Origin of the sequence: Dickeya dadantii NCPPB 898 (genome assembly GCF_000406145.1) — a bacterium.
Taxonomy (GTDB): Bacteria; Pseudomonadota; Gammaproteobacteria; order Enterobacterales; family Enterobacteriaceae; genus Dickeya; species Dickeya dadantii.
This window is the reverse complement of sequence record NZ_CM001976.1, coordinates 38,708-54,841: the sequence shown is the minus strand read 5'-3', so window position 1 is coordinate 54,841 and position 16,134 is coordinate 38,708. Positions and strand designations below refer to the sequence as shown.

The 16,134-nt window shown below is 57.8% G+C and carries 13 protein-coding genes and 1 tRNA gene; 7 read left to right on the top strand and 7 right to left on the bottom strand.

Going from position 1 to position 16,134, the window contains the following annotated elements; translation table 11 throughout:
• Positions 1–3 precede the first annotated feature (3 nt).
• A complete protein-coding gene (locus DDA898_RS00665; RefSeq protein ID WP_224062364.1) occupies positions 4–912 on the bottom strand; it encodes a carbohydrate ABC transporter permease in 909 nt (302 codons plus the stop codon).
• A 299-nt stretch (positions 913–1,211) separates the two neighbouring features.
• On the opposite strand from DDA898_RS00665, the gene DDA898_RS00660 reads away from it, so the two are divergent.
• Positions 1,212–2,492, top strand: coding sequence for a histidine-type phosphatase (locus DDA898_RS00660; protein ID WP_038909870.1), 1,281 nt, complete (start codon positions 1,212–1,214; stop codon positions 2,490–2,492).
• Positions 2,493–2,536: 44 nt separating this feature from the next.
• On the opposite strand, the gene DDA898_RS00655 is transcribed toward DDA898_RS00660, so the two are convergent.
• From DDA898_RS00655 to DDA898_RS00645, 3 genes are all read right to left on the bottom strand, one after another.
• Positions 2,537–3,706, bottom strand: a complete 1,170-nt coding sequence (locus tag DDA898_RS00655; RefSeq protein ID WP_038909869.1) for an MFS transporter — start codon at positions 3,704–3,706, stop codon at positions 2,537–2,539.
• 168 nt (positions 3,707–3,874) lie between these two features.
• Positions 3,875–4,765: a LysR family transcriptional regulator gene (locus DDA898_RS00650; RefSeq protein ID WP_038909868.1), complete on the bottom strand. Its 891-nt coding sequence runs from the start codon at positions 4,763–4,765 to the stop codon at positions 3,875–3,877.
• A 42-nt stretch (positions 4,766–4,807) separates the two neighbouring features.
• Positions 4,808–5,986, bottom strand: a complete 1,179-nt coding sequence (locus tag DDA898_RS00645) for an MFS transporter (protein ID WP_050570148.1) — start codon at positions 5,984–5,986, stop codon at positions 4,808–4,810.
• 249 nt (positions 5,987–6,235) lie between these two features.
• Here DDA898_RS00645 and DDA898_RS00640 point away from each other — a divergent pair, with 249 nt between their 5' ends.
• The 3 genes from DDA898_RS00640 (at position 6,236) to DDA898_RS00630 (ending at position 8,347) form a co-directional block, all read left to right on the top strand.
• Positions 6,236–6,874, top strand: coding sequence for an iron-containing redox enzyme family protein (locus DDA898_RS00640; protein WP_013315751.1), 639 nt, complete (start codon positions 6,236–6,238; stop codon positions 6,872–6,874).
• 4 nt (positions 6,875–6,878) lie between these two features.
• Positions 6,879–7,673 carry an SDR family oxidoreductase gene (locus DDA898_RS00635; RefSeq protein ID WP_038909866.1) on the top strand — a complete coding sequence of 265 codons (795 nt, stop codon included), beginning with the start codon at positions 6,879–6,881 and terminating at the stop codon, positions 7,671–7,673.
• A 65-nt stretch (positions 7,674–7,738) separates the two neighbouring features.
• Entirely contained in the window at positions 7,739–8,347 is a 609-nt protein-coding gene (locus DDA898_RS00630) for a tetratricopeptide repeat protein (protein ID WP_236616693.1), read from the top strand.
• A 431-nt stretch (positions 8,348–8,778) separates the two neighbouring features.
• Here DDA898_RS00630 and DDA898_RS00625 read toward each other — a convergent pair.
• From DDA898_RS00625 to ligB, 3 genes are all read right to left on the bottom strand, one after another.
• Positions 8,779–8,855, bottom strand: a tRNA-Pro gene (locus DDA898_RS00625).
• A 153-nt stretch (positions 8,856–9,008) separates the two neighbouring features.
• Positions 9,009–10,691 carry a kdo(2)-lipid A phosphoethanolamine 7''-transferase gene (gene eptB / locus DDA898_RS00620; RefSeq protein ID WP_038909864.1) on the bottom strand — a complete coding sequence of 561 codons (1,683 nt, stop codon included), beginning with the start codon at positions 10,689–10,691 and terminating at the stop codon, positions 9,009–9,011.
• A gap of 367 nt (positions 10,692–11,058) precedes the next feature.
• Entirely contained in the window at positions 11,059–12,741 is a 1,683-nt protein-coding gene (gene ligB, locus DDA898_RS00615) for an NAD-dependent DNA ligase LigB (protein WP_038909863.1), read from the bottom strand.
• Between the two features lie 306 nt (positions 12,742–13,047).
• On the opposite strand from ligB, the gene gmk reads away from it, so the two are divergent.
• From gmk to spoT, 3 genes are read left to right on the top strand one after another with little or no spacing between them, the layout of a single operon-like run.
• Positions 13,048–13,671 carry a guanylate kinase gene (gene gmk, locus DDA898_RS00610; RefSeq protein ID WP_013315746.1) on the top strand — a complete coding sequence of 208 codons (624 nt, stop codon included), beginning with the start codon at positions 13,048–13,050 and terminating at the stop codon, positions 13,669–13,671.
• 54 nt (positions 13,672–13,725) lie between these two features.
• Complete coding sequence (rpoZ, locus tag DDA898_RS00605; RefSeq protein ID WP_013315745.1) at positions 13,726–14,001, top strand: DNA-directed RNA polymerase subunit omega; 276 nt, start codon at positions 13,726–13,728, stop codon at positions 13,999–14,001.
• Between the two features lie 24 nt (positions 14,002–14,025).
• Positions 14,026–16,128, top strand: coding sequence for a bifunctional GTP diphosphokinase/guanosine-3',5'-bis pyrophosphate 3'-pyrophosphohydrolase (gene spoT, locus DDA898_RS00600; RefSeq protein WP_038909862.1), 2,103 nt, complete (start codon positions 14,026–14,028; stop codon positions 16,126–16,128).
• Positions 16,129–16,134 lie beyond the last annotated feature (6 nt).

Here is a 16,134-nt window from a genome sequence, read left to right as displayed (position 1 = left end):
TCCTTAAAAATAGACCCAACGACGGGCAATCAGCGTGTTGACCAGCGATAGCGAACCCGCCAGCAGCAGGATCATCACCGCGGTGGCCGCCGCCGGCCCCATGCTGAACTGCTGAAACGCCTGTTGATAAAACAGATACATCAGCGTGCGGGTGCTATTGCCGGGGCCACCCTGCGTCAGCATTTGAAATTGATCGAACGCCTGAACGGCATTCACCAGATTGACGATCAACAGGAAGAAGGTGGTGGGAGAAATCAGCGGTAAGGTGATGGTTAACAAGCGCCTGGCGCGGCTGCCGCCGTCCAGCCGTGCGGCTTCGTATAGCTCGGCGGGAATGCGGTTGAGCGCGCTGATGAAGAACATCATCGTCCAGCCGATGCCTTGCCATACCGTGACAATCACTACCGCCAGCATGGCGCTGCCCGGCCGCTCCAGCCAGGGTACGCCCGCTACGCCGAACAGCCCAAGCAGTTGGTTCGCCAGCCCGGCGCGGGAATCGAACACCCATGACCACACCACGGAAACCGCTACCGTCGGGGTAATCCACGGAGAAAAGATCATCGCCTGATAACAGCGCTGCCCGCGACACTGGCGGTGCAGCAGCAGCGCAAATCCCAGCCCCAGCGCCACCACCGGCATCACCACCGCGATGGCGAACGTCAGCGTGTTAACCAGCGCGCCGGTAAAATCGTCGCTCAGTAACAAATCTCGATAATTATCCACACCGACGAGATGATAATCCGGCGAAATATAATCCCAGTCGGTGAGACTGATATAGAGGCTGCAAAAAAAAGGAATCACCCAAAATAGCAATAACGGGATCAGCAACGGGGCAATAAACCCGAAGCCAATAAATCCTGAGCCACCAAACCCACCACGGTTAAATAGCGTCGGTATTTTATTGGCCTTCATGACGTCTCCGTAAATCACACCCCGGTTAATCCGCAAAGCCTAAAATCGCTCTGTGACAACAGACCGGCAAAAAAAAGACAGTTTTATGATTCAAACTTTTCTTTTTTGATCTCTCGGCGTTCAGAGTAGAAGTGATACGGTTCACATCATTACACGGCTCAAAAAGATATTTTCTCTTCAACAAACTTATTTACAGGCTGAAAAAAATCCCACGATTCTTACATAGAAAAAACATTCTTCCTGCTACCGCCATCGCTTAGCCTTGCGGTAGCCAAAAGGCATGTACCCGAGGATCAACTATGTTATTCACACGCAATACCGTCGCCGGGCTGTTGTTGTCGGCGTTGCCCTGGCTGGGCGCGCAGGCGGAAACCGCTCCGTCAGGCTGGGCACTGGAAAAAGTGGTGGAAATAAGCCGCCACGGCGTACGCCCGCCGACCGAGGGCAACGTCAAAACCATTCAGGAAGGCACCGGGCGCGACTGGCCGACCTGGCTGACCCATTACGGCGAGCTGACCGGTCACGGTTATGCGGCGGCGGTACTAAAAGGGCAATACGAAGGGCAGTACCTGCGCCAGCACGGACTGCTGACCCGCAATTGCCCGGCGCCCGACGACGTATTTGTCTGGGCCAGCCCGCTGCAACGCACGCAGGAAACCGCCATGGCGTTGATGGATGGCGTATTTCCTGGCTGCGGCGTCGTGATTCGCGGCCCGGAGAGTGAAGACAACGACCCGCTGTTCCATGCCGAAACCGCCGGCGTGCTGGTGGATCAGGAACAGGTGAAGGTCGACCTGCAAAAAGCGATGCAGGGCAAAAGCGCCGAACAGATTCAGGCGGAGTGGCAACCGGCGATCGATCGCCTGAAACAGGCGGTCTGCCTGCCGGATAAACCCTGCCCGGCGTTCAGCGCCAAATGGGAATTGAAAGAGAGCAAAAAAGGGAATACCTCGCTGCACGGCCCGGAGGCGCTGGCCAACATGGCGGAAACCATCCGGCTGGCCTACAGCAACAACAACCCGCTCGGTCAGGTGGCGTTCGGCAACGCCAGAACGGCCGCCGCGGTGGGTTCGCTAATGTCGTTGCTGACCGCCAACTACGATTTCACCAACGACCTGCCCTACGTGGCGCGGCGCGGCGGTTCGGTACTGATGAATCAGATAGCCCTGGCGCTTAACCCGGAACATCAGGCGGACGCCCCGCCCGACGCCAAATGGCTGCTGTACGTGGCGCACGATACCAACATCGCCAAATTGCGCGCCATGCTGGGTTTCACCTGGCAGATGGGCGACTACCCGCGCGGTAATATCCCGCCCGCGGGCAGCCTGATTTTCGAACGCTGGCGCAACGCGCAGTCCGGTCAACGCTTCGTGCGCATCTACTTCCAGGCGCAGTCGCTGGACCAGATTCGCGGGCTGACCGCGCTGGATAACGACCATCCGCCGCTGCGCAGCGAGTTCTCGATGAACGGCTGCCAGAAAACCGATGTCGGCACCCTGTGCCCATACGATGCGGTGATGAAGCACCTCAACGGCGCGGTAGACCGCACCGCGCTGCTGCCGGTGCGCTACTCGCTGTAACATTTACCCTAAACACGGCCGTCACGGGCGAGCCCCGCCCGTGATTAGCGACGGCTGGCCGCCAGCAGCGCCAGCAGGGTCACGCCGCCGGCAAACAGCGTTACCGGCATCCAGCCGCCCGCCTGCCAGGCCGCCATCGCGCCGCTGGAACCCAGCGCCCCGCCGAGGAACATGCCGCCCATGAACAGCGTATTGATGCGCCCGCGCGCCGTCGGCTGCAAGCCGTAAATCACATGTTGGTGAGCGATCAACGCGCTCTGCACCCCAAGATCCAGCAGTATCACCCCGACAATCAGGCCCGCCACCGCGCCCCAAAGGCCGAACACACCCCACGCCAGCAACGTCAGCAATGCCCCCAGCAGAATCACCGGTCGGCTGCCGATGCGGTCCGCCAGACGTCCGGCCACCGGCGCCGCGGTAATACCCGCCACGCCAATCACGCCGAACAGCCCGGCCGCCGCCGCCCCCAGCGGATGACTGCCGCTGGCGAGGTACAACGCCAGAATGCTCCAGAATGCGCTAAACGACGCGAACAGCGCACCCTGAATCCAGGTGGCGCGACGCAATGCCGGTTCCGCGCGCCACAGCGTCAGCAGTGAACGCATCAGCGAACGCCAGGACAGCGCCGATGACGGCGGCAACACCGGCAGCATACGCCCCATCAGCGCCGCGCCCGCCAGCGCCAGCGGCACGCTCAGCCAGAACATGGCGCGCCAGCCGGCGGCGTCCGCCACCAGTCCGGCCAACGTCCGGCTGAGCAGAATGCCGCTCAGCAGCCCGCTCATCACGGTGCCGACCACCGCGCCGCGCTGGCCTTCACTCGCCACCGTCGCCGCTACCGGCACAATCTGCTGCGCCACCGTCGCGCCGACGCCAATCAATACCGACGCCACCAGCAGCACCGGCGCCGATGGCGCTAACGCCGCCAATACCGAGGCCAGCGCCAGCAACAAAAATTGCCAGACGATCAGCTGCCGCCGCTCGAATTTGTCGCCCAGCGGCACCAGCATCAGTAACCCCAGCGCATAGCCGAGCTGGGTGGCGGTGGGGATCATAGATGTCGCGCCGCTGCCGGGAAAGCTGGCGGTCATCAGGCCGAGCATCGGCTGGTTGTAATAGATATTGGCGACTGCCACACCGCTGGCGGCCGCCATGGCAAAAATCAGCGGTTTACCCGTCCGTACGGTGTCATCGCTGTAAGATAACGTGCTCATGGTCATTCTCCGTGGTTGCCTGTCTGAAGGTGGTGTTCCCCTCAGGCCGGAAGCACCATCACACGGCACGACGTGGGGGACGGGTTCAGCATAGGCAAAGCGACTTCACCGCAGAAGAGCGCCATCAGCCATAATATTTATTCCATAATGGAATGGATGAGAGAAGGGTCAGGCCGGCACAGACAGGTGCTGAGCCACAAATTCGGTAAACGCCCGGGCGCGGGCCGACGTTAACCGGCCGCCGGGGTAAACCGCCCACAGATCCATCACGCCGATATGCCAGTCGGCCAGCGCCGTCGTCACCGCACCGCTCGCCAGCTCCGGCGCAAACATCCACGCCGACGCCACCGTCAGGCCGTTGCCCACCAGCACCGCTTCCCGCACCCCTTCCGCCGCGCTGGTGCGGATGCGTCCCGACAGCGTAACCCGGCATTGCCGGTCATCCCGACAAAACAGCCAGTTGCCCGGCGCATCGGTCTGCAGGTAGATCACCGCGTCATGGTCTTCCAGCGCCTCGGGCGAGGCCGGTGTGCCGCGGGCGGCGAAATACGCCGGCGTGGCCAGCAACCGCATCGGCGCCGAGCCGATCTTCCTGGCAGTCAACCCGGAATCTTTCATCTCGCCCAGCCGCAACGCCACATCAATGCCTTCGGCGATCAGATCCACCGGGCGGTCATCCAGAATGATGTCCACCTTCAGTTGCGGATGCTGCGACATAAACACATGCAAACGGGGCAGCACATGCAGCCGGGCGAAGGTCACCGGCGCCGACACCCGCAAATAGCCGCTCAGCTCGCCGTTGCCGCCGCGCACCCCGTCCTGCGCTTCATGCAATTGCTGCAACGCCGGAGCGACCTGCTCGTAAAACCGCTGCCCGGCCTCGGTGGGCGTTAACCCACGGGTGGAGCGCAGCAGCAGTTTGACCGCCAGCTGTTGCTCAAGCTGCATGATGGCTTTGGAGATCGCCGGTTGCCCGATGCCCAAACGGCGCGACGCAGCGGAAAAGGACCCGCACTCATAAACACAGATAAACGTTTCCAGCGTTGCCAGACGATCCATTTGCTCCTCCGGTGACCCACCACCCCAAACATGCCGGTCGGGCTATTCCGCCAGTTCCGGGTCCGTCTGCCCGGCAGCATTCCGCTGCGTTGCCGCAAGCGCGTTGGCCGCCAGAAACAGCAGCCCCAGCAACCCCAAAACGGCGATTAACCCGTCACGCCCGTACCACTGCATCAACGAACCGCTCACCAGTGGACCGCTGAAACTGCCGACGCCCCATAAAACGCCGAACAAGGCGTTGATCGCCACCAGATTGACGCCGCTGAACTGCTTGCCCGCGCGCACCAGCGCCAGGGTGTAAATACTGCCCGCCACCGCGCCCAGCAAAAAGACATTCGCCCACACCCAGCCGGTGCCGTAGCTGAACGGCAGGCCGGCCAGCATCAGCACGAACAGCCCTCCGCAGGCCAGATGCACCCGCACGGTGCCCAGCTTGTCGGAAACCCAACCCAGCGGCACCTGCAACAGCGCATCGCCGATAAACAACACCGTCACCAGCAGCACCGCCAGCTGTTCCTCGTAGCCGTGCGCCATGCCGTACAGCGGCAGCATCGACAGCACCGCGCCGTCGAAAAAAGCGAACGCAAACACCGCCGCCGCCAACGCCGGCGCGGCCAGCAACAGCGAAAACAGGTTATGTTGCCGATGGGCGCTCAGCGCCAGTCCGGAAAACGACGAGCCGGGCACCATCAGCAGGCATACGCCATGCAGCGCCAAAATCAGCAACAGCCCGGTCGGATCGTCCAGCCCGGTGAGGGAAATCAGCAGCGGCCCCAGCAGTTGCAGGCCGGTGAACGCGGTAGCGTACAACCCCACCAGCACGCCCCGGCGATGCTCGGCGGTGTGGCCGCTGACCCAGGACTCGCCGATGACGATAATCAGCCCGCAGCAAAATCCCATCAGAAAACGCGGCGCTGCCAGCAGCGCCACATTGTCGAGGTAAAACGACAGCGTCAGGCTGACGCCCATGCCCCATGTCGACAGCGCCAGCAGGCGGCCCACCGGCAAGCGCATCGCCACAGGCGCCGCTACCCAAGAAGAGACGAATACGCCAATCGCCGGCAACGCGGACATCATGCCGGTCAGCGCGGAGCCGTAGCCCAGCGCGGTCAGTTTCAGCGTCACCAGCGGGATGGAATACCCCTGAACCAACCCCACCAGCGAGGCGCTGATCATCACGACCAAAATTGCCAGTTGATGCGCGCGGCGCGATGTCGACATGCCGTTTCTCCGTCCCTTCGTGATTTATCAGGCGACTTACTATACCGATACCGGATTCCGACGCCGATACATGCCATCGCTACAAACGGTAATTATAAATTTCATTATTTATCAAAAAATTAAAATAGCACACCGATATTAAGGTGATTTTTCAACCGTCTTAAGTCTCTCTTAATGCTCCCTCGCTAGCATGACACCATCGCACCCAGAGGCGACCCCGACTGTCAACGCGCCATTCAGGAGTAAGACATGAGCTTTTACCAGCAACTGCAATCCGCTACATCAACATCGCAACAACTGATGATGTCCGCTCCGGTTATTGACGCCTGCCGTCAGGGAACCATCACCGGGGACATGTACATCGCCTTTCTGACGCAGGCCTATCACCACGTCAGTTATACCGTACCGCTGTTGATGGCGGCGAGCGGTCGTCTTCCCCGGCATCAGGCGTGGGTGCGTGAGGCCATTGAAGAGTACATTAATGCCGAATACGACCACAAAGCCTCGATTCTTCACAAGATTCGCGCCTGTGGCGGCAAAACGGAAACGCTGGGCCAGAACGCCGCCGCTCAGTGGATTGAATTGATGGCGGCGTACCTCTATGACCAGATCCAGCGCGACAACCCGATGAGCATCTTCGGCCTGATACACGTACTGGAAGGTATCCAGGCCAACATCGCGCCCGATATGATCAGGCAGATAGACGCGGAGCAGGATCTGCCTGTCAACGCCATCAACGGCCTGCAGGAGCAGGATCCATGCCCAAACGTCTTTGCCGCGCTGATGGACAACATCAACGACTCGGCCGATCAGACCGCGATTATTCATGCCGCTCACGTGGTTTATCAGCTGTATGGCGATATGCTGCGCAGCCTCACGGAGCATTAATGCCATGAAACTAAAAAATAAACGTATCCTGCTAACGGGCGCCAGCAGCAACACCGGCCAGGAACTAGCATTGTCGCTGGCCGCCAGAGGCGCCAGGCTGTATCTGGTCGGTCGCAATGAAAAGGCGCTGCTGGCGTTACAGCAACGATTACCCGACGCCGGTCATCACAATATTTTGCTGGCGGACCTCTGCGACGAACAGGATCGCGACGCGCTGGCGGAGTGTTTTCCGGAAAACGTCAGGCTGGATGTGCTGATTAACAACATAGACACATCAACCTTCGGCCTGTTTGAAGAGCAGAGCCACGACGTCATCCGTCGGCAGCTCACCCTGAATACCGAAGTACCGATATTGCTGACGCATTCCTTGCTCGATTGCATCAACAAGCCCGGCATCATCATGAACATCGGCTCTACCCTGGACGGGATCGGCTATCCAGGATACAGCGCCTATTGCGCCAGCAAATTTGCCTTGCGCGGATTCAGCGAAGCGCTGCATCGCGAATTGTCATCGAAAGGGATTAAAGTACTGCATCTGGCTCCCAGAGCCATTGATGCCGGCCGTAACGCCCCGAAGACCCATGCTCTGACCCAGGCGCTGGGCTACCACAGCGACAAGCCGGCCTGGGTGGCGGATCAGGTAGTCAATGCGCTGGAGCGGGAAACCGTGCGCCGTTGGCTGGGTTGGCCGGAAAAACTATTCGTGCGGCTTAATGCGCTGGTGCCTGCCGTGGTGGATAATGCCATCCGTCGTCAGCTTGCCGCTATTCAGCATTATGCCAAGGCGCAGAAAAAATAGGGAAATCACATATGGTTCTCCGGGCACACATGATTATTCGCTCACACACGATTCTTCGAACGGCAATGCTACTGCTCGGTGGGCTGCTGACGGTAAACATGGGCCATGCCAGCGATACGTCGATGGATATCCACCGGCAATGGTCAGTCTGCCAGTACAAGACGCTGGCATCTCGTAAAGAGGAGTGTTTCGCCGCCTTGAGCCAGCAGGCGCAGGAACAGACGGAAAGCCATCCTGACCGCGCGGATTATCTGATTTGGTCGGCGATGGTCGACAGCAGTTGGGCGGGCGTCAAAGACGGCATGGAGGCGCTCAATCTGGCCGGACAGGCCAAAAGTACGCTGGAAAAAGCCATCGCCCTTGACCCGCATGCGCTGAATGGCGCGGCTTACACCATCCTTGGCGTGCTCTATTATCAGGTACCGGGCTGGCCGTTGGGGTTTGGCGATGAGAAAAAAGCGGAGCAGTACCTGAAAATGGCGCTGAAAATCAATCCTGCCAGTATTGATGCAAACTTCTTTTACGGCGACTTTTTGCTGAAAGCGGGACGCAAGAACGAAGCCAGACAATACCTGACCGCCGCACAGAACGCCGCGCCCCGTCCGGGACGCGAAATCGCCGATCTGGGCCGCCGCGCGGAAGCCGAAAAAGCGTTGGTGCAACTGAAATACTGATGGGATCTCACCCGCCGTGCGCAGTGCTTCTGCCTGGCGGGAAAGCACCGCCTATCCGTGTTGTTTTTTTCATCTTTTATCATCGCACACAGATTAAAACCCCTAATATTTTCATGATGAAACTGACCGTCATCCCGCCTAAATGTAAAAAAAGGTAAAAGATGGGATAAATCACTCATCGTGAATAAAAAGATAAGACGAAACAAAAAATTAGCGAGTCAGACAGGGAAAACATTCACAACGAAAAAGCATCGCGCTGCGACAAAATATCGGGGAAATAGGGCCTGAAGCAAGATTTGGCATCAACATGCCCAAAAAGCCGGGGGAAAGGCGAAAAAATCGCCACATCGAAATGCGGAAACAAAAAAACTCGCTATCCAGAGGATGCGAGTTTCATGTTAACGGTAACCGGGTTTTACCGTTTTAAAATTTGGTCGGTGAGAGAGGATTCGAACCTCCGACCCCTTCGTCCCGAACGAAGTGCGCTACCAGGCTGCGCCACTCACCGAATGCGGGGCGCATATTACTGCGCCCCTAACATAGCGTCAATCCCTTTTTTATAAAAGCCAACAAGTTGGCGACAAAGTGTCCGACGGGTTGGAAAAACACCGCTATTGCCGTCTGAATGCGCACCGTCCCAGCCCGCTAGCAAGCAACGGCGTTATCCGCGCCCCGGCATATTGCACCAGTTATTTTTCTCCTGAATGCCGCCATCCGGCGAGGTATATCCCAGACACCCCAGCATGGAGTCGAAAATCTCCTCATGACGCAGCACCTTTCCTTGCTGCTGCTGCGCCCGCAGTTGCTCAAACGCCTGTTGATTACGCGGCTGTGCCAGATATTTGTCCGAAGCCCACAGCATAATCGGCGAACGGAACTGCTCCGGCGGCGCCATCTGGCGCGGCGTGCCATGCAAATGGTAGTTGTCGTCGATCGATTCACCGTGATCGGAGGAATACACCAGCAGCGCCTTCTTGTCGCGCAGTTGGTCAATGACTCGCTTGATGACGGCATCGGTATACAACACGCTGTTATCGAAGGCATTGATCAACTGTTCACGGGAACAGGAAGCGTCCACGCCCATACACTCCGGCTGATAACGGGCATAGCTGCGCGGATAGCGCATCGAATACAGGTAATGGGAGCCTTTGGTGTGCAGCACCACCAGGTGCTTGCCGTTAGGGTAACGCATCAGCGACTGCGACATTTCGTCGACCAGCAGCATGTCGTCCACCGCTTTGCCCTCGTTGCGCTTTTCCGAGGCAATCATTTCACGAAAGGCGTAATTGTCGGCCTGAATGTTGTTATAGAACCAGACCTCGCTCTGCATCGCGAACAGTTCAGACGAAAACCCCAGCGACTTCATGACGGCAAAGATATTTTTTTCCCGCAGCGTTCGTTGCGGATTATCGGAGGTGCCGCCCTCCCGCACGAACATGCAACGCATCGACAGTTTGGTGGAGGTGTCGCAGGAATGGCCGCGAAACGCCAGCAAATTCTTTTCCTTCGCCAGTTGCGGCGTGGTATCACGCTCGTAGCCCAGCAGCCCCATATGGTCCCAGCGGGTGGTTTCGCCGATGATGAAGACGACGTAAGTGTCGTCAATGCCCGGCGGCGCCTGATAGGTAAACTGCTTGCTGGGGTCAATCAGCTCGTCGTCATCCTGATTTTCATCATAACGGGCATAGGCAAACAAACCGAATGCCGATAACCAGTTGGCCGGTAAATAAGAATGCGCCACCACCCCGCCGTAACTCGGCAAATCCTGATTAGACAGTTTCTCCGCCGAAGTATTTATCTGAGCCAGATAGCGTAGCGGCAACCATACCAGTGCAGCAGACGCCACCAGCCCCAACAGCGCGATACGCCGACGTCCGGAAGTACGCAATTGTTCAATCAGCGTTTGCTGCAGGCGGTTTTTCCAAATGAGAAACACTGGCGGAAGACTAAGCGCCACTACCCACAGCACAAAAAACAGGCCGACCACTTCTTTGGATAAATCAATATCCGTGGTCATTACCGCGGCGATAATGCCATAGCCAATCACGACATTAAAAAAAGTCATGTAGTAACTGGCGGCCACTGAAATTAATACCAGCAATGAGGCCATAACACGAAAAAAACGGCGACCGCCGAGCGACAAAAGCCGCATCAGGAAAAAGGTAAACAGAATGCAAGCCATTGATTCCACCAGCAGGGGAATATATTTGGCGACCGGATTCTCAGTAAAAAACGGGAATGCATCTACACGCCGGTAAAAAACCGGCAGATTCAAAAAAAAGCCAATATAGATTGCCAGCAACCAGGACAATGTAGATTGTGACAACGCCAGCAGGGATTTCATTACAGACCGTGCTCCAGAGGTAAAAATATCCTGTAAACAGACCGATGATATGTTCGAAAGTTCAGGTGCCATCAGCGTATTCCGGTTTTTTCTTATGCCATTCGCCCTTTTCCTGAAAAAACCTTACGCCGGCAGTTTAACGCCCTTATAAACAATCAGCTTATCTTTTCGGCTAATAAGTGAATCGCACGGAAAAACAAGACAGAAACGTTTTTAGATACCCTTTTCTTTTAAATACCAGCCGAACTGGTTTTCCGGATTATTGCTATTTTCCTGCTTGTTATTTTGACTATTTTTTCCGTTTAATTCATCACTCTGGTTATTACATAAAGAATATTCATATTTCCCGTCAGACCAATTATTCCCGTCATGATTTCACGCCGTGTTCATTGAGCCATGCCAGTTGCCTGACGATATCAGGGTGGTGCAGAAAGTCTCGAATGCGCTGCGCCCGACGAACGCCAATACCGGAAAACTGCTGCCATTCCGCCGTGGAACGCTGCTGCAACTGTTCGAGCGATGCGCCATCCAGCGCGTGCCGGACGCGGGATGGCACCGGTAACCCTAACGCCAGCAACCAGTTTCGCAACGGCTGGCGACGCGCCAACTGAAACTGATGATGAATCCGTTCCGCCTGTTGTTCGCCGAAATCACCGGCCGCCGCCAGTTGCGCCGGTTCAAGCGCCAGCCAGGACACCACATCGACCAGCGCGCCTCGCTGTGTCAGGCGCAGCCAGGTGGCTTCGCTGATGCCGCTGAGCGACAACCCGTTGCGCCCGCTCATCCATACCAGTCGGGCCAGAAACTGCGGCTGGCACTCGCGGCTCCATTGCAAGCAACTGAAAACATCAAAGGGCGATGTCGCCGGGACGGTTATCGCTTCACGCACCGCACCGCGCCAGACCACGGCGTCCAGCCGGGGAATCCCCAATCCCGCCAGACTGATGCTGACCCGATCCCCCGGCAATACATCCCATTGCCGCCAGCGGGATACCGAACCGAGATTGACCCGGCTAACGGTTTTGTCATCCAGAATGACCGGCTGCAGTTGCAACACTACGGTCATTCTGCCGGTACGCCCCACCTCAACGTCGACGCCGGTGACTTCCGTCACCCGGTTCACCAACGGATATTTCCAGGCCACCGCCCATTCCGCCGGGGTGTCTTGCCAGTAACGCCCGGCGGGTTCTTGCGCCTGCCGCACAACCACTCCATCGGTCACAAACGGCAGCGGCGCTCGATACCAGCGCTCACGCCACTGCGCCGCCGCCTCCAGCGAGGAAACGGGTTGCGTGTAATCCGCCGTCAGCCCAAACCCCAGCTCCCGTAATTTCGCCAGTCTGGCCGGCATGTCCGCCGGACCGTCCGGCCAGGCCCAGACAAATACGCCAATGCGCGACAGCAGCGGCGAAGGTTGTTTTCGCCGCATTTCACCCGCCACCTGCGCTCGCGCGTTGATACCGCCGACCTGCTGCTGACGGTGATCCGTCACCTGTAAATACAATTCTCCCTGAAAAACCTGCCGGCCAGACATGGCGGAAAGTTGCTGCGGCACCGAATTCATCTGGCGCACTTTGTCGGTCCAGTCCTCACCCTGACGGCCATTGCCGCGACTGATCGCGGCAACCAACTTCCCTTGCTCGTACACCAACGTCACCGCCACGCCATCGATCTTGGGCTGCACCCACAAATCATGATGTTGCGCGATCCACTGTTTCAGCTCGGTCGGCTCCGACAGCTTTTTCAGGCCGGTGTGCGCCACCGGATGCTGCCGCCTACCGGTGGCCGGCAGACTGATCGCAAAACGTCCGGCATCCGCCTGAAAACAGACTTGCCAGGTCGCCAGCGTTTGACGCAGTTGATCGTAAACCTGATCGTCCACCGGACTCTGGCCCTGTTCGTAATAAGCGTTGTCCCACTGCGTCAGTTGCTGCCCCAGTTGGGTGATCTCCTGTTCAGCCCGCGTCGACGACCATGCCGGACAAGACGCCGCCTCAGCCAGTCCGCTCACAGCAAACAGCGCCGCAGCCAGCGCGTATCGATATCGCATCACCTTTCCTCCTTGAGCGAAATTCCTTGAGCGAAAACCAGGGCATTAATACGCAGGCGGTCAGGAAATACGAGCACGAAGGCAAGGGAATGCGAAGCATGCCGCACGGCATCGCGCCGGTTGCAGCAACCGCTATAAAAGCAGGAAAGCGGTTCGCAAAACGGAAAGAGGCGGGATGACAGACAAGGAGCGGAGAGTCAGGCTGTGTTTCACCACGCGACGGTTCATACAGCGGCGTGTATAATGCGGGAAAATGCGCGACTGGCCGCACCTCTCCTTTCATCTTTATCAGACACAGAATTCACTATGGCTCAAGGCACGTTATATATTGTTTCCGCCCCCAGTGGTGCAGGGAAATCCAGCTTGATTCAGGCATTGCTGAAAACGCAGCCGTTGTATGACACCCAGGTTTCCATTTCGCACACCACCCGCGCCATGCGTCCCGGCGAAGTCCACGGCGAACACTACTTTTTCGTGCCGGTAGATGAATTCAAACGTATGATCGAAGAGGACGATTTTCTGGAATACGCCGAGGTTTTCGGCAATTATTACGGAACCTCCCGCGCGGCTATCGAGCAGGTGTTATCCACCGGCGTCGATGTGTTTCTGGATATCGACTGGCAAGGCGCCCGCCAGATCCGTGAACGTATGCCGCAAGCCCGCAGCATCTTTATTCTGCCGCCTTCACAGGAAGAACTGGAGCGACGCCTGCGCGGCCGCGGTCAGGACAGTGAAGAGGTCATCGCCCGCCGGATGAAACAGGCGGTGGCGGAAATGAGTCACTACGCCGAATACGATTATCTGATTGTGAATGATGATTTCGATCTGGCGCTGCTGGACCTGAAAACCATCATTCGCGCCGAGCGCCTGCGACTGAGCCGTCAGAAAGTTCGACATGACGCTTTAATCACCAAACTATTGGCAGACTGACGGCACTTTCAGTATGATGCCCAGTCATTTTATTTCCCCACTGGAGTACACACTATGGCACGCGTAACTGTTCAGGACGCTGTAGAAAAAATTGGTAACCGTTTTGACCTGGTGTTGGTCGCCGCTCGTCGCGCCCGTCAGATCCAGGTGGGTGGCAAAGAGCCGCTGGTTCCGGAAGAAAACGACAAGTACACCGTTATCGCTCTGCGCGAGATCGAAGAAGGCCTGATCAACGGCCAGATTCTGGATACCCGCGAACGCCAGGAACAGCAGGAGCAGGAAGCAGCGGAAATTCAGGCGGTTACCGCTATCGCTGAAGGTCGTCGTTAATTCGAATTCGGTCGCGAGTCGCCCTTGTATCTGTTTGAAAGCCTCAATCTGCTGATTCAGCGTTATCTGCCGGAAGACCAGATAAAGCGCCTCAAGCAGGCTTATCTTGTTGCACGTGATGCTCACGAGGGTCAGACACGCTCCAGCGGTGAGCCCTATATCACCCATCCAGTGGCGGTGGCCTGCATTCTGGCCGAAATGCGTCTCGACTATGAAACGCTGATGGCCGCTTTGCTGCATGACGTCATCGAAGATACGCCCGCTACCTACCAGGATATGGAGCAGCTGTTCGGCAAAAGCGTGGCCGAACTGGTGGAAGGCGTATCCAAGCTGGATAAGCTGAAATTCCGCGACAAGAAAGAGGCGCAGGCGGAAAACTTCCGCAAGATGATCATGGCGATGGTGCAGGATATCCGCGTCATTCTGATCAAACTGGCCGACCGCACCCACAATATGCGTACGCTGGGATCGCTGCGTCCGGACAAGCGCCGGCGCATCGCCCGGGAAACGCTGGAAATCTACAGCCCGCTCGCTCACCGTCTCGGTATTCATCACCTGAAAACCGAACTGGAAGAGCTGGGGTTCGAAGCGCTCTACCCCAACCGCTACCGGGTCATCAAAGAGGTGGTGAAAGCCGCCCGCGGCAACCGCAAGGAGATGATTCAGAAGATCCTCTCCGAGATTGAAGGGCGCCTGAAGGAAGCCGGCATCAGCTGTCGCGTTAGTGGCCGCGAAAAGCATCTGTACTCCATTTACTGCAAGATGCACCTGAAAGAACAGCGCTTTCACTCGATTATGGATATCTATGCTTTCCGGGTGATCGTCCGGGAAGTGGATACCTGTTATCGCGTGCTGGGGCAGGTACACAGTCTGTACAAGCCGCGCCCCGGTCGGGTGAAAGACTATATCGCCATTCCCAAGGCCAACGGCTATCAGTCGCTCCATACTTCCCTCATCGGGCCGCACGGCGTGCCTGTTGAAGTCCAGATCCGTACCGAGGACATGGACCAGATGGCGGAAATGGGGGTCGCCGCGCACTGGGCTTATAAAGAAGGCGAAAGCAGCAGCACCACGGCGCAGGTACGCGCCCAGCGCTGGATGCAAAGCCTGCTGGAGCTGCAGCAGAGCGCCGGCAGCTCGTTCGAATTCATCGAAAGCGTCAAATCCGATCTGTTTCCAGACGAAATTTACGTGTTCACGCCGGAAGGCCGCATCGTCGAACTGCCTGCCGGCGCGACGCCGGTGGACTTCGCTTATGCGGTACACACCGATATCGGTCACGCTTGCGTCGGCGCTCGCGTCGACCGCCAGCCGTATCCGCTGTCTCAGGCCTTATCCAGCGGGCAGACGATTGAAATCATCACCGCGCCGGGCGCACGCCCGAACGCCGCCTGGCTCAACTTCGTGGTCAGCTCCAAAGCCCGCGCCAAAATCCGTCAGATGCTGAAAAACCTCAAACGTGACGATTCCATCAGTCTGGGGCGCCGTCTGATTAACCACGCGCTGGGCAGCGGCCGTAAACTGTCCGACATTCCGGAACAGAATATTCAGCGGGAGCTGGAGCGCATGAAGCTCGCCTCGCTGGACGATCTGCTGGCGGAAATCGGCCTGGGTAACGCTATGAGCGTGGTGGTGGCGCGCAATCTGCTGGAAGAACACGCCGAAACCGGCGCCGCCGGTATCCGCAAACTGCCCATCAAAGGCGCCGACGGCGTGCTGATCACGTTCGCCAAGTGTTGCCGCCCGATTCCCGGCGATCCGATCATCGCGCACGTCAGCCCCGGCAAAGGGCTGGTGATTCATCATGAGTCCTGCCGCAATATCCGTGGCTACCAGAAAGAGCCGGAGAAATTCATGGCGGTGGAGTGGGATGAGGTGACCGAGCAGGAATTCATGACGGAAATCAAGGTCGACATGTTCAACCATCAGGGGGCGTTGGCCAACCTGACGGCGGCGATCAGTTCATCAAATTCCAATATTCAGAGTATCAACACCGAAGAGCGGGATGGCCGGGTGTACAGCGCCTTTATCCGCCTGACTACGCGCGACCGTATTCATCTTGCGAATATCATGCGCAAGATCCGCGTGATGCCGGACGTGATTAAAGTCAACCGTAACCGAAATTAACCTGTT

What these genes read in the sequence shown, in the direction of transcription:
- DDA898_RS00645 (WP_050570148.1), bottom strand. Translation starts at nt 5,986, where the DNA reads ATGTCGACATCGCGCCGCGCGCATCAACTGGCAATTTTGGTCGTGATG.
- DDA898_RS00635 (WP_038909866.1), top strand. Translation starts at nt 6,879, where the DNA reads ATGAAACTAAAAAATAAACGTATCCTGCTAACGGGCGCCAGCAGCAAC.
- DDA898_RS00640 (WP_013315751.1), top strand. Translation starts at nt 6,236, where the DNA reads ATGAGCTTTTACCAGCAACTGCAATCCGCTACATCAACATCGCAACAA.
- DDA898_RS00650 (WP_038909868.1), bottom strand. Translation starts at nt 4,765, where the DNA reads ATGGATCGTCTGGCAACGCTGGAAACGTTTATCTGTGTTTATGAGTGC.
- DDA898_RS00655 (WP_038909869.1), bottom strand. Translation starts at nt 3,706, where the DNA reads ATGAGCACGTTATCTTACAGCGATGACACCGTACGGACGGGTAAACCG.
- eptB (WP_038909864.1), bottom strand. Translation starts at nt 10,691, where the DNA reads ATGAAATCCCTGCTGGCGTTGTCACAATCTACATTGTCCTGGTTGCTG.
- DDA898_RS00665 (WP_224062364.1), bottom strand. Translation starts at nt 912, where the DNA reads ATGAAGGCCAATAAAATACCGACGCTATTTAACCGTGGTGGGTTTGGT.
- rpoZ (WP_013315745.1), top strand. Translation starts at nt 13,726, where the DNA reads ATGGCACGCGTAACTGTTCAGGACGCTGTAGAAAAAATTGGTAACCGT.
- DDA898_RS00630 (WP_236616693.1), top strand. Translation starts at nt 7,739, where the DNA reads ATGCTACTGCTCGGTGGGCTGCTGACGGTAAACATGGGCCATGCCAGC.
- DDA898_RS00660 (WP_038909870.1), top strand. Translation starts at nt 1,212, where the DNA reads ATGTTATTCACACGCAATACCGTCGCCGGGCTGTTGTTGTCGGCGTTG.
- gmk (WP_013315746.1), top strand. Translation starts at nt 13,048, where the DNA reads ATGGCTCAAGGCACGTTATATATTGTTTCCGCCCCCAGTGGTGCAGGG.
- ligB (WP_038909863.1), bottom strand. Translation starts at nt 12,741, where the DNA reads ATGCGATATCGATACGCGCTGGCTGCGGCGCTGTTTGCTGTGAGCGGA.